At 52.4% G+C, this 13029-nt stretch carries 13 protein-coding genes; 8 read left to right on the top strand and 5 right to left on the bottom strand.

Annotated elements, in window-relative coordinates; all coding sequences use genetic code 11:
* Positions 1-91 precede the first annotated feature (91 nt).
* Together metK and panC are read right to left on the bottom strand one after the other, a co-directional pair.
* Positions 92-1258: a methionine adenosyltransferase gene (metK, locus tag OOT00_RS12465; protein ID WP_265425709.1), complete on the bottom strand. Its 1167-nt coding sequence runs from the start codon at positions 1256-1258 to the stop codon at positions 92-94.
* A 95-nt stretch (positions 1259-1353) separates the two neighbouring features.
* Positions 1354-2208 carry a pantoate--beta-alanine ligase gene (gene panC, locus OOT00_RS12460; protein ID WP_265425708.1) on the bottom strand — a complete coding sequence of 285 codons (855 nt, stop codon included), beginning with the start codon at positions 2206-2208 and terminating at the stop codon, positions 1354-1356.
* A gap of 338 nt (positions 2209-2546) precedes the next feature.
* On the opposite strand from panC, the gene OOT00_RS12455 reads away from it, so the two are divergent.
* From OOT00_RS12455 to OOT00_RS12420, 8 genes are all read left to right on the top strand, one after another.
* Positions 2547-3602, top strand: coding sequence for a glucosidase family protein (locus OOT00_RS12455; protein ID WP_265425707.1), 1056 nt, complete (start codon positions 2547-2549; stop codon positions 3600-3602).
* A gap of 16 nt (positions 3603-3618) precedes the next feature.
* Complete coding sequence (locus tag OOT00_RS12450) at positions 3619-4341, top strand: acyltransferase (RefSeq protein WP_265425706.1); 723 nt, start codon at positions 3619-3621, stop codon at positions 4339-4341.
* Between the two features lie 32 nt (positions 4342-4373).
* The gene (locus OOT00_RS12445; protein WP_265425705.1) at positions 4374-4976 is read left to right on the top strand and encodes a DUF4390 domain-containing protein; all 603 of its coding nucleotides are present in this window, start codon (positions 4374-4376) and stop codon (positions 4974-4976) included.
* Positions 4977-4993: 17 nt separating this feature from the next.
* Positions 4994-7213 (top strand): sensor histidine kinase, encoded by a 2220-nt coding sequence (locus OOT00_RS12440; protein WP_265425704.1) that lies wholly within the window; start codon positions 4994-4996, stop codon positions 7211-7213.
* A gap of 39 nt (positions 7214-7252) precedes the next feature.
* Positions 7253-8581 (top strand): sigma-54-dependent transcriptional regulator, encoded by a 1329-nt coding sequence (locus OOT00_RS12435; RefSeq protein ID WP_265425703.1) that lies wholly within the window; start codon positions 7253-7255, stop codon positions 8579-8581.
* Positions 8582-8583: 2 nt separating this feature from the next.
* Positions 8584-9147, top strand: coding sequence for a 16S rRNA (guanine(966)-N(2))-methyltransferase RsmD (gene rsmD / locus OOT00_RS12430; protein ID WP_265425702.1), 564 nt, complete (start codon positions 8584-8586; stop codon positions 9145-9147).
* Positions 9148-9304: 157 nt separating this feature from the next.
* A complete protein-coding gene (gene coaD, locus OOT00_RS12425) occupies positions 9305-9817 on the top strand; it encodes a pantetheine-phosphate adenylyltransferase (RefSeq protein ID WP_265425701.1) in 513 nt (170 codons plus the stop codon).
* Positions 9818-9823: 6 nt separating this feature from the next.
* Positions 9824-10744, top strand: a complete 921-nt coding sequence (locus OOT00_RS12420; RefSeq protein ID WP_265425700.1) for a selenium metabolism-associated LysR family transcriptional regulator — start codon at positions 9824-9826, stop codon at positions 10742-10744.
* Positions 10745-10768: 24 nt separating this feature from the next.
* Here OOT00_RS12420 and OOT00_RS12415 read toward each other — a convergent pair whose 3' ends face one another.
* From OOT00_RS12415 to OOT00_RS12405, 3 genes are all read right to left on the bottom strand, one after another.
* The gene (locus tag OOT00_RS12415; RefSeq protein WP_265425699.1) at positions 10769-11350 is read right to left on the bottom strand and encodes a YqaA family protein; all 582 of its coding nucleotides are present in this window, start codon (positions 11348-11350) and stop codon (positions 10769-10771) included.
* A 118-nt stretch (positions 11351-11468) separates the two neighbouring features.
* A complete protein-coding gene (locus tag OOT00_RS12410; RefSeq protein ID WP_265425698.1) occupies positions 11469-12134 on the bottom strand; it encodes a protein-L-isoaspartate(D-aspartate) O-methyltransferase in 666 nt (221 codons plus the stop codon).
* A 111-nt stretch (positions 12135-12245) separates the two neighbouring features.
* A complete protein-coding gene (locus OOT00_RS12405; RefSeq protein ID WP_265425697.1) occupies positions 12246-12833 on the bottom strand; it encodes a 5-formyltetrahydrofolate cyclo-ligase in 588 nt (195 codons plus the stop codon).
* Positions 12834-13029 lie beyond the last annotated feature (196 nt).

Below are 13029 nucleotides of genomic sequence, written 5' to 3'. Positions count from 1 at the left end.
CAAGTGGACGGAGTGCCGGTTTTGCCGGGCAAACACAAAAAGGGGCGGCCAGAGGCTACCCCTTCTTCAGTAAACGTTCCGCACTGTCCCGTCAGATACCCGCTGCCGACCGGAGGGCTTCCACCTTATCCGTTTCTTCCCAGGTAAAACCGGGCCTCTCACTGCGCCCAAAGTGCCCATAGGCGGCTGTCTGCCGATAAATGGGCTGCAAAAGATTCAACTGACGGACAATGGCTGCTGGGCGCAGATTAAAGACAGAACGAACAATTTCTCCCAACCGCTCATCAGACACCGCGCCCGTACCAAAGGAATTCACCAGCACGGAAACGGGATCTGCCACACCAATGGCATAGGCCACCTGAATTTCACATTTATCCGCAAGCCCTGCCGCCACCATGTTTTTGGCAATATAACGGCCCATATAGGAAGCACTGCGATCCACCTTGGAAGGATCCTTACCGGAAAAACACCCGCCTCCGTGGCTTCCCTGCCCCCCATAGGTATCCACAATAATCTTCCGGCCCGTAAGGCCACAGTCTCCCATGGGACCACCAACCACAAACTTACCCGTAGGATTGATATAATATTTGGTTTTCTCATCCAGCATATGGGCAGGAATTACGGAGCGGATCACCTCTTCCATCACCGCCTCCTTGAGAACGGCATAGGGGACCTCAGGCGCATGCTGGGTGGAAACCACAACCGCATCTACCCGTACGGGCCTGCAGCCATCATACTGCACCGTAACCTGAGCCTTACCATCAGGTCTTAGAAAATCCAGCATGCTTTCTTTACGGACCTCCGCCAGCCTGCGGGTCAGCTGGTGAGCCATCATGATGGGAGCAGGCATGAGTTCCGGAGTATCATTGCAGGCAAAACCGAACATCAGCCCCTGATCTCCGGCACCCTGTTCTTCTTCACTTTCCCGGTCCACGCCCTGAGCAATATCCGGAGACTGCTGGTCAATACTGGTCATAACGGCACAGGTCTGCCAGTCAAACCCCATATCCGATGAATGATAACCGATTTCCCGTATGGTATTCCGCACAATCTGGGGCATATCCACATAGCAGGAGGTGCTGATTTCACCGGCAATAATCGCCATGCCCGTGGTTACCAAAGTTTCACAGGCCACACGGCACCGGGTGTCCTGGGCCATGATGGCATCGAGAATAGCATCGGAAATGGCATCCGCAACTTTATCCGGATGGCCTTCCGTAACGGATTCCGAAGTGAACAGCATGCGCTCCTTACTCATAAAATACTCCTTTATATACAGCCAGAGGCCGATTCAAAAAACTTCCGTAAACACAAGAGGGTTCAGACAAAAAACAGACAGCTGCACCCCGGCTCTTATGGGGCAGGGATCAAAAGAACCCGGTTATCAATCAGACGGGTTGTGCCGAACTTCACGGCCAGAGCCATGAGAACCGGACCATCCATCACCGTTTTCTCTTCAAGGGTAACCGGGTCACATAGGCTGATATAATCCACTTCCGTACCGGATTCAGAAGAAATAAGATCCTCTGCATGGTTCCGTATACGCATGCCCTCCCTTTCCCCCCCCGCCACCATGGCTGCCGCTTCTTCAAGGGCCCTGAAAAGGCAACGCGCGGATGCCCTTTCCGCCGGAGAAAGATAGGTATTTCTTGAACTCATGGCCAGACCGTCCGCCTCCCGGACAATGGGGCCACCAAGGATGGCAACGGGAAAATTCATATCCTCAACCAACTGCCGTATAACCGCCAGCTGCTGATAATCCTTTTCACCAAAAACAGCCACATCCGGCTGTACAATGTTGAACAGCTTGCTCACCACGGTTGCCACTCCCCGGAAATGAACCGGCCGTGACAGGCCGCACAGATGGGAGGGCAGCTTTTCAAGCTGCACATAGGTTTGAAAGTCCCGGCCATACATAGCAGAGGGTTCCGGTACAAAAACAGCGGCTACGCCCCGTTCCCGACAAAGGGCAAGATCCTTTTCCATACTTCGCGGATAAGCGGCAAGATCTTCTGAAGGCCCGAACTGAGTGGGGTTCACAAAAATACTGACCACAACGACATCCGCATGGCCTGCCGCCATATCGATCAGCGACAGGTGCCCCTCATGCAAAAACCCCATGGTGGGAACAAATCCTATGCGCCGCCCCTGCCTTTTCCACACAAAAGACTGTGCCTGCATGGCGGCTATGGTCTGATAAATTTCCACGCTAACTCCTGCCATCAAGAAAGATTCATACATCAAGATTTATTGATTAAGACAGTCCGGCCCAAAAGTCAACGCCACAAATACCAGAAGCCCGGCAGAACAGACCACCGATTATCCGGCCACAGCCCTTCAGAACCGCAGACAGGGCCTCCGGCCCACCGGACACAAGTCCTCATATTGATTGCAGGCTTCCTTTTTTTTTGCTAGCTATACCGATTGTATATTTTACAATACATAGTGAGCCTTCTTTTTCATACATTTTTGTCAGAAACTGGCTGGCTGTATAGAATCAGCCCGATACACCGGAAACACGCATCCGGACTCTATAAAGGACAGACATGGAAGTGAAAACGGCAAAACAAAGCCTTCCCCTTTCTCTGGACATTGCAGCGGTTGCCGCAAGTATTCTCAAAACCCAGAGAGACTCCGGGGAAATTCCCTGGAGCGGAGGTGACAAAACAGACCCATGGGATATGGTGGAGTCCATCATGGGGCTTTCCATCTCAGGCCATCATGCCGGTGCCCGCAAAGGCTTTGACTGGCTGAGAGGACAGCAGCTGCCCAACGGAGCATGGTACGCATCCTACAAAAACGGCGCTCCTGAAGACCGAACTCAGGATACCAACATGACGGCCTACATCGCCACCGGCCTTTTCCATGACTGGCTCATCACAAAGGACAGGGCTTTTCTTGAGTCTTACTGGCCCGTTTTGGAAAAAGCCATGGACTTCATCCTTGCGATGCAGTCTCCTGACGGAGAAATGTGGTGGGCGAGAAGCCCGGAGGGGAAAACGGACCCCATGTGCCTGCTTACGGGATCCAGCTCTGTTTTTATGAGCCTCAAATGTGCCTGCGCCATTGCTTCCGTCCTCCAGAAGCCCTTCCACCTCTGGCAGGATGCCCTGACCCGGCTGGGCCATGCCATACGCCACCGCCGCCACGTTTTCAATGTATCCAAGTCCCGTTACTCCATGGACTGGTTCTACCCCGTACTCTGCGGTGCCCTTTCCGGGGCGGAAGCGCAAAAGCGTGTGGATAAATACTGGAAAAAATTTATGGTTGAGGGTATGGGGGTACGCTGTGTATCGGATCAGCCCTGGATCACCATGGCGGAAACCTCCGAGCTGGTTCTGGCCCTCGCAGCCATGGGTAACACCGGGCAGGCCCGCATTGTTTTCAACTGGATCATGGACCGGCGCTATGACGACGGCTCTTTCTGGTGCGGATTCACCTTTCCCGACATGGTGATCTGGCCCGAAGACAAACTCACATGGACCAATGCTGTGGTGCTCATGGCCGCCGATGCTCTCTATGGCATCACAGAGGCTTCCGGTCTTTTCAGTCACGCTTTCTGGGCACAGAATCCCTACGGCGTTGTTGTGGATGCTTTTTAAAAACGAGGTATGTGTTGTGCGCAAAGACCATCGTCCTTATTTTATCAAAAAGGCCTACAACCGGTTTCAGAAATTCTACTTAAAAAAATTTCTGAAACCGGAATTCGAATCTCTGGGTCACGGTATCCACGCCATCAAACCCTGGCATGTGGAGGTTTTTGGCGGCCCCGTTCGTGTTGGCAGCTTCACCACCATCATTGCCAGCTCCGATTCCAGAGTTCGTCTTTGCGTATGGAGTGATAAAAAAGACATCCACGGAATTGAAATCGGGGACTACTGCCTGATCTGTCCGGGTACACGTATCAGTGCCGCAGAAAAAATTATCATCGGTGCCAATACCATGATGGCCAACGGTGTCTATATCACCGATGCGGACTGGCATGATCTCTATGACCGCTCCATGCCCATAGGCATCACAAAACCGGTTGTCATTGGAGAAAATGTATGGCTTGGAGACAGTGCCATTATCTGCAAAGGTGTTCATATCGGCGATAACAGTATCATCGGCGCAGGCAGTGTTGTCACAAAAGACATTCCTGAAAACTGTATTGCCGCGGGAAATCCTGCCAGGGTTGTCCGGCAGCTGGATCCTGACCGGAAAATTGTCACACGGGGAGACTGGCTTTCGGATCCACGGGAAATCGGCCGACAGTTTGACCTTCTTGACAGAGACCTCCTGCGGGGCAATACGGTTTTCGGCTGGCTCCGCTCCCTTGTTGCGCCACGGCATCAGGACTGAACCCTTTTCGAACCAGCCACCCGAAAACCTTCATGGCAACGGTACATATGTCCTTTCTCCCCACATTGCTGATGAACGCAACAAACAAGGTTTTTATCCTTGCACTGCTCTGCTGCCTTGTACCTGCTGGTAGCGCCCGCGCACAGGAAGCCGCCATCACGAACCTCATCCTTGCCAACACGAACAATTCTCTGGAGATTTACCTCCGGGCCGAGGGTGCTTTCGCACCCAAAATAGAGGCTGCCATCCAGAGCGGTGTGCCTGTAACCTTTTCATATTATTTTGTGCTGGAAAGCCCCCGGCGTTTCAGGAGATCCCTGGAAATTGCCAGCATCAAGATCACCCATACCATCCGTTACAATACCATCCGGGAAACCTATACCGTAACCCGCTCATGGGAAGGTTTTTCTCCCCACACAACCCAGGATTTTGAAGAAGCCAAACGGAAAATGAGCAGTATCTCCAACCTTGTCATTGCCCAGAATGATGAGCTGGAGAGAACCCGAACCTACAGACTCCGGGCCAAAGCCAAGCTCAGTGAGTTCACCCTGCCCCTGTATCTGCATCACATCCTGTTCTTCCTGTCCTTCTGGGATTTTGAAACAGACTGGTACAGCATCGACTTTATTTTCTGAAAAAAACGGGAGAAGCCATGTCCCAGCCTCCACCCCAGAATGAACATAAACGGCGGAAACGGGAACTTATCATTATTATCTGCCTCCTGCCGCTGGTCGCTCTGCTCACCTTTGCGGAAACCCGCATTCTGAATTTCGGAGCCGACTTCCCCCTTTCCCATACCCTTCTCATGTTTGCCATTATCAATATCAATCTCCTGCTTTTTCTTCTGCTCATATTTCTTGTTTTCCGCAATCTGGTCAAACTCTACTACGACAGAAAACAGAAGGTTCCCGGAGCCAGACTCCGCACCCGGCTTCTGGTAGCCTTTGTCACGCTCACGCTGCTGCCCACCAGTGTTCTGTTCATTTTTTCCATGAATTTCATATCCACAAGCATTGCTTTCTGGTTCAACATACCCGTGGAACAGGCCCTGGAAAACTCCGTGGCCGTGGGTCGGCATCTGTATGCCCAGACAACGGAAACCAACAGATTTTTTATCAAACAAACGGCAGAGGATATCCATACACGCCAACTCATGGATCCTGGCGCACGCCAACTACTGGAAGCCTACGGCAACCGGCGCCTGCAGGAGCTCCCCATGGACTCCATGGATATTTATGATGCCCGTGGCCATCTTCTCTTCTCCCGGACCGGACCGGATATCAACACCGCATTCCCCCCCCTCACCCCTGAGGAAATCCGTCGCCCCCTTTCAGATGGACAGACCCGCGATGTGACAGAAACCTTTCTTTCCGGTGAACTGATCCGCACCATCGCCACCATACCCTTTCAGGCAGACAAAGAAGCCATTCAGGGATATGTGGTTATGGGTAAACGCATACCGGCAACGCTGATCCGCAACCTCGCGGCCATTTCCCAAGGGAGCAGCGAGTATCAGCAGGTCAAGCTTCTCAGGCAACCCGTGCAGCAGATTTACTATCTGGCACTGACCATTGTTGCCCTGCTGGTTCTCTTCTGCGCCATCTGGTTTGCCTTTTATCTGGCACGCACCATCACCACCCCCCTTATGGAACTGGCCGAAGCCACACGCCGTATCGGCGAGGGAGATCTGCAGTTTCAGATTGCTATGGCCGGTGACGATGAAATCGGTACTCTGGTCGATGCCTTCAATCGTATGACACGGGACTTGCACATGGGGCAGGAGCAGCTGGCCCTGTCCGCACGCATGCTGCGCCAGCAGAATAATGAGATTGAAGAGCGAAGACGCTACATGGAGACAATCCTGAAAAACGTTTCCGCCGGTGTTATTTCCTTCAACTCTTCAGGCATTGTCACCACCATGAATCCCTCAGCGGAAACCATGCTCGGCCTTACAGCCCGGAATCTGCTGAAACGGCCCTATAAAAAAGCCATTCCTAAAAGCTACCGCAAATTAGCCGAGATCTACGAAAAAAAGGTTCAGGCCAGCCAGGGAGACCTTAAGGCATCCATAACCCTCACCGTTGATGGGCAGCTGAGAAACTTTCAGATACACTTTTCAGCCCTCATGGATGATACGGGAAAACGCATAGGAACCGTTATGGTTTTTGATGACGTCACAGAGCTGGAAAAAGCCCAGCGCATGGCAGCATGGAGGGAAGTTGCCCGCCGTATTGCCCACGAAGTCAAAAACCCCCTGACCCCCCTTTCCCTTTCTGCCCAGCGGCTCCGGAGGAAATACCGGTCCATGCTGGAGGATCCCGTTTTTGATGAATGTACCCGCATTATAGAAGATCACGTGGAGATAATCCGTAATCTTGTCAATGAATTTGCGGAATATGCCCGTTTCCCCGCCGCCCGGCTCCGGCACAGCCTCCTCGCCCCCCTTGTGGCAGACAGCGTAGCCGCTTTCCGTCAGGGCCATCCGGAGGTTGATTTTTTTCTCCATATAGAGAAGGATCTGCCTGCCATTGCTCTGGACCCCCAGCAGAACCGACAGCTCATACTGAATCTTCTCAGCAATGCAACGGGGGCCATCCAGGGTAAAGGAGAAATCCGGATCTCCCTTTTTCGCCCCAAAGAGAGTGATGTCTTACGTCTTGAAATCCGGGACAATGGACCGGGTATACCACCGGAAGAAAAAACCCGGCTGTTTGAACCCTATTATTCGACCAAAAGCAGTGGCACGGGCCTGGGGCTTGCCATTGTCAACTCCATTGTGAACGAGCACAACGCCAGAATTGAGGTTCTGGACAATGATCCTTCAGGGGCCTGTTTTCGCATTGACTACCCCCTGAAACCATTCCTTTCCTGAGAATGGCAGGTACACAGACAACACGCTAAGGAGAAAACCATGTTTCCCACGCTGCTTCTGGTGGATGATGAACCCGGCATTTTGCAATCCCTCGGTGGACTTCTTCAGGATGAGGGTTTTGATATCAAAACGGCTCCCAACGGATTTGAAGCTCTGAAACGGATTGAATCGGAAGCTCCGGATCTTGTACTGCTGGATATCTGGATGCCGGGCATGGATGGTATTGACACCCTGAAGGAAATCAGAAAACTGGACCCCAACATTCCTGTCATCATGATAACAGGTCATGGAACCATCGATACCGCCGTTACAGCCACCAAAAACGGAGCCTTTGATTTTATTGAAAAGCCCCTGTCCATAGACAAAGTGCTCATTACCATTAACAATGCCCTGCACTTTCAGAAGCTGGAAGAAGAAAACCGCTATCTCAAAAAAAAGAATCTGGACCGTCATGCCATCACAGGCAACTCTCCGCCCGTTCAACAGCTCCGTCTGCAGGTTTTTCAGGCAGCTTCCAGCCATGCTCCGGCCCTTATTCTCGGCGAAAATGGAACGGGTAAAGAACTGGTTGCCCGCAGCCTGCATCAGCTGAGTAGCCGCTCTGAAGAAGCCCTCATCTGCGTGAACTGTGCCTCCTTTTCTCCCGACCGCATGGAAGAAGAGCTTTTCGGGCTGGAAAAAAACATTGCGTCCGGTTCCGCCCGCCATAAAGGAAGTATTGAAATGGCTCACAGGGGAAGCCTCTTTCTGGATCAGGTGGCAGATCTTCCCATGATTGCCCAGGGCCATCTTCTGCGATTCCTGGAGGATGGTCGTTTCCATCGGCTGGGTGGCAGCCGGGAAATCCGGGTAGATGTCCGTATTATTGCCGCCACCAACCGGAATCTGGAGCAGGAAATCCGGCAGGGTACTTTCCGGGAAGACCTGTATTACCGCCTGGCGGTTCTGCCCATATCCGTGCCTCCCCTGCGGGAACGCAAAGAAGATATTCATGCCCTTGCCACACTTTTTCTCCAGGAATCCGCCACCCGTGGCAAAATAAAAGAAAAACAACTCACCCCCGGTGCCATCACCCTTCTCCGCAACCATGACTGGCCCGGAAATGTGCGGGAACTAAAAAATCTCATGGAACGGCTGGCCATCTCCCTTACGGACGAAACCATCAGCGAACAGACCCTAAAGAATCAGGGAGTTACCACTCCTTCGAGGCCCGACCCCATGGCTGCCCGTGATTATGAAACCGCAATGAAACTGTTTTCGGCCCTGTATCTGCGGAAACAGCTGGCCATCTGCAATCACAGCATTCCCGAGGCAGCAGCAGCATCTGGCCTCACACAGGAAACCTTTCAGAAACTGATGGATACATAGAGATGCGCATCATTGCAGGAAGCCTGAAGAGACGCTCCATCAAAGCCCCTGCGGGAATGGATACCCGCCCTACCAGCGACCGCCTCAGGGAAAGTCTTTTTTCCATACTGGGCCGGGACCGCGTTGAAGGCGCACGGGTACTGGATCTATTTGCAGGAACAGGAGCCCTGGGCATGGAAGCTCTCAGCCGCGGAGCGGATCATGCCGTATTCGTGGACAATCACCCCCAGGCATTGCACATTCTGCATCAGAATGTGCAATGCCTGGGGATAGCCAGCCAAAGCCGCATCATAAAATGGAACATCCGTAAGGATCTCAGATGCCTGAACAGCGAGGCAACCTTTGATCTCATATTCATGGATCCACCCTACGGCAAAGGACTGACGGCAACAGCTCTGCTGCATCTGACAAAAACGGGGGTGCTCACCCATACCACCTGCATCATCTGTGAACACACCGGAGATGACCCTCTGCCAGCACCGGATACGGGATTTGTCAGCGAAGACAGCCGAGTGTACGGGAAAACACGGCTGACGCGCCTATCCTTCACCCAAAGCCACGTATGACAAAAGAAAAACCATAACCGGGCATTGATTTTTTCAATAGCATGTCCTAATAAGCACACTTGTCGCAGAAACTGGCAGAGACTTGGATAGCAGCATACAGCGGAGTAACTCACCCGCAAACCACCGGTTGCATTCTTAGCAGGGAAAACACAGAGATATGGAAACCTTCCGAAACATCGCCATCTATCCGGGCTCCTTTGACCCCCTGACCAATGGCCATATCGACATTATCGAACGGGCCCTTGGCATATTCGACAAAGTGATTGTGGCCATTCTCCACAACCCCAATAAAACCGGATTTTTCACCGTTGAAGAGCGGAAGGATCTCATCAGGGAAAGCCTTGCGGAACATGCGGATCGCATTGAGGTGGACAGTTTTGACGGCCTTCTTGTGGATTACGCGGAGAAAAAAGGAGCCAAAGCCATCGTTCGTGGCATGCGGGCCATGGGTGACTTTGAAAGTGAGTTCCAGATGGCCATGATGAATCGCCGCCTGAACCGCGATGTCCAGACTGTTTTTCTGATTACAGGCCTCCGCTGGATTTTCACCAGCTCTTCGGTCATCAAAGAAGCCGCAAGCTTCGGCGCGGATATCTCCGGCATGGTCAGCCCCGCCGTACTCCATAAACTGCAGGAAAAAATGAAACAAAAAGGCATACGGGGACAATAAACATCCATGGATATCTGGCAACTCAACATTTTCTGCAAAGTCATCGAACGCAAAAGCTTCTCCAGAGCAGGGCAGGCCGTTCACCTTTCCCAACCGACCATCAGCAGCCATATCCGGGATCTGGAAAACCATTTCGGATGCCGCCTGATTGATCGCCTCGGAAAGGAAGCCGTTCCAACCAAGGCAGGATCCCTTTTATACCAGCATGCCCGCCGTATACTTCAGCTCCGCGACGAGGCCGAAGCTGCCATGGCGGCCTTTCAGGGTTCCATTCGGGGTCGTTTTGTCATAGGAGGCAGTACCATACCCGGTGCCTACATCCTGCCCCGGCTGATTGGAGGTTTTGCACAACGCTACCCCGACGTCACCCTTTCCCTTGAAATCAGCGACAGCGAGGCCATCCTTGCCGCAACGCTGGACGGACACCTTGAACTGGGAATCATCGGTGCCATCACAAAGGACCGCCGGGCGGAACAGGCATGCATACTCGAAGATACCATGGGACTCATGCTTCCCGGGAATCACCCGATGGCAAATACCCAGAGCATAGAACCCACCGACCTCTGTAAACTGCCTTTCATTCTGCGGGAAAAAGGGTCCGGCACCCGTCAGGCCATAGCCAGCCACCTGAAAACCCTGGGCCTTTCCATAGAAGATTTAAATATTGTAGCCGAAATGGGAAACACACAGGCGGTAATTCAGGGGATCAAAAGCGGACTGGGTGTTTCCATTCTGTCTCCTGTTGCCGTTGAAGATGAGCTGGCAGCCAACCGACTCTGCTGCCGTAAGATTGAGGGTCTTCACCTTCGCCGTAATTTCTACCTCACCCGCCACAAGGACAGAACGCCATCCCCTCTCTGTTCCGCTTTCATTTCTTACATCCAGGAAGCCTACCACCTATCAGGGCCCCTCTTTCAGCAGGAATAAGCAAATTTCTTATCTGGGAGGCCATCAGAAGACAAACCTGATTAAAGCAAACCCACCAACGAGCAGCACCACAAACGCTATGGCCAGCCTGTCAAAATAGCGATCTATAAAAGCACGTATGCCCGGCCCGAATTTCCATACAAGACCGGAAATAAGAAAAAACCGGGCCGATCTGGATACAAGGGAAGCCAGAATAAAAACCGGCAGATTGATGGCAAACATACCCGCTGTGATGGTGAAGACCTTGTAAGGAATGGGAGAGAAACCGGCAATGGCCACTGCCCAGGCATCATAATTGTGATACAGCTCGCCAAGGCGGGCTATTTGCGCCTCTGCCCCATAAAATGCCACAATATGGATACCGATGCTCCCCATGAAATGCCAGCCAATGAGATAGCCTGCCAGCCCGCCCAGAACGGACCCTGCAGCGCAGACCCCCGCATAAAAAAAAGAGTGGGCCGGTCTTCCTACGCAAAGGGCAATGAGCAGAATATCCGGAGGTATAGGAAAAAAAGAGGACTCGGCAAAGGCAATGGCAAAAAGAGCGAAGGCTCCCCAAGGCGAATCCGCCCAGCTCAAAACCCAGTTATAGAGACGGCGCAGCACAAAAATCCTTTCTTACAGCTTTCCTGAAACGGATGGGAAGGAAGACCCGAACCATCACCAAACAGGAGACTGCCTTTTTCTGACCTCTGACAGGGTTTCGGACGGAAAAAAAAGGGCATCACTCATCCCGCCAGCCATGTTCTCCAATGAGCTTCACAAAACGACAGGCACAAAGGGTTTCCTGCTCAAACCCCTCCTCTGTGCGGGTAATACGGAGAAGATCCTGGCTTTGGGCCGTCCCTACGGGCATCACCAGTCGCCCGCCCACAGCCAGCTGAGACAAAAGGACCTCCGGCACGGAGGGGCCGCCTGCGGTGACAAGAACCGCATCAAAGGGAGACTCCGGTTTCCAGCCCGTGCTTCCATCGGAGTAACGCGTCACAATATTATGATATTTCAGACGATCGAACAGCTTTCTGGCCTGCATATATAAAGGCTGCAGACGCTCAATGGTATAAACCCGGAAGACGATCTCTGCGAGAACAGCTGCCTGATACCCCGATCCCGTACCGATTTCCAGAACCCTGTCTCCGGGAAGAAGCCCCAGTGCCTGTGTCATTTCCGCCACAATCTGCGGCTGAGAGATGGTCTGTTGATAACCAATGGGAAGGGGGTAATCCCCATAGGCCTGATCCATGAGCGCTTCGCTGACAAAAAGATGCCGAGGAACAGCCCCCATGGCCGCAAGAACGGCTGCATCACGGATACCGCGCCCCTGAAGCTGATCTGTGACCATGGCTTTACGCCAACGGATAAATTTTTCCGGCTCTCTGCCCGATGGCATTGTATGCTCCCTGCTACCCGTTCAAAAAAAACTTCCACCTCCCTTACTTTCTTCCCCTCTCCCGGATGGAGAGGGGAAGAAAACAAACAACTTCTGCCCTAAGCTCCAGCACTAGATTTTATAAATCACCCGCTGGTCTGTCACAAGAATATCCACATATTTCGCCCTGGACTCCATGGGAATCTGAGCCACCACCTGGTCTTCCAGAGTTACGGCCACCTTGCGTGTTGTCAGAGGAAGCTTTCCCATCAGGCGGTCAAAGTCACCATCATCCGCACCAATTCTTGCGCCTTTCTCATCAAAGGCAACTCCCGGAATCAAAGCAATATCGATATTCTCCATGGGAATTTCCCGGCATTTCTTAGGATCCGGCCCCATTTCTTCCACATTCTTTCCCGTAAGGCAGGAAGCATCATCTACCTTGTAAAAACGGATAATCTTGCGCTCTTTGTCAAACTTGGGCAGAACCAGGACCTTTTTCCGACCATAAGAACGCTCCATGATGTCGGCAATGGGCATCTCCAGAAAATGCCTTGGAAGATACAACAGTGCTATACGGGCTTCCACATAATTGGCAAACTCAAAAAGCCGGTCCACCGCTTCTTTCTGTTTTTCCTTTACTGCTGCCTCACTTTGTGATGAAAGTTTTTTCTCGATCTCGGAGACAATTCTACGCCGTTTTTCACGAACATCCTCCATGCTGGCTCCACTTGCTTTCTCCTGCAGACCGCCCGAAAACGATCTCAGGGAAGGTTGACGCCTCTAGGGTCCCTGTGATAATTTTTATACGTTGCAACCATAGGGTTCGGGGCCTTATAAAATGTACAGACTCAAACCCGAAAGCAGCGTTTTCATTCGGGTTCTTTTTCTGCCGGAATCCTTCCGGCAAGCTGGT

This window comes from Desulfobotulus pelophilus, from assembly GCF_026155325.1.
GTDB lineage: Bacteria > Desulfobacterota > Desulfobacteria > Desulfobacterales > ASO4-4 > Desulfobotulus > Desulfobotulus pelophilus.
This window is presented reverse-complemented; position numbering and strand designations above follow the sequence as displayed.

Coding starts and splice junctions, on each gene's coding strand:
- metK (WP_265425709.1), bottom strand. CDS start 1,258: ATGAGTAAGGAGCGCATGCTGTTCACTTCGGAATCCGTTACGGAAGGC.
- OOT00_RS12455 (WP_265425707.1), top strand. CDS start 2,547: ATGGAAGTGAAAACGGCAAAACAAAGCCTTCCCCTTTCTCTGGACATT.
- OOT00_RS12445 (WP_265425705.1), top strand. CDS start 4,374: ATGGCAACGGTACATATGTCCTTTCTCCCCACATTGCTGATGAACGCA.
- OOT00_RS12440 (WP_265425704.1), top strand. CDS start 4,994: ATGTCCCAGCCTCCACCCCAGAATGAACATAAACGGCGGAAACGGGAA.
- OOT00_RS12435 (WP_265425703.1), top strand. CDS start 7,253: ATGTTTCCCACGCTGCTTCTGGTGGATGATGAACCCGGCATTTTGCAA.
- rsmD (WP_265425702.1), top strand. CDS start 8,584: ATGCGCATCATTGCAGGAAGCCTGAAGAGACGCTCCATCAAAGCCCCT.
- coaD (WP_265425701.1), top strand. CDS start 9,305: ATGGAAACCTTCCGAAACATCGCCATCTATCCGGGCTCCTTTGACCCC.
- OOT00_RS12420 (WP_265425700.1), top strand. CDS start 9,824: ATGGATATCTGGCAACTCAACATTTTCTGCAAAGTCATCGAACGCAAA.
- OOT00_RS12410 (WP_265425698.1), bottom strand. CDS start 12,134: ATGCCATCGGGCAGAGAGCCGGAAAAATTTATCCGTTGGCGTAAAGCC.
- OOT00_RS12405 (WP_265425697.1), bottom strand. CDS start 12,833: ATGGAGGATGTTCGTGAAAAACGGCGTAGAATTGTCTCCGAGATCGAG.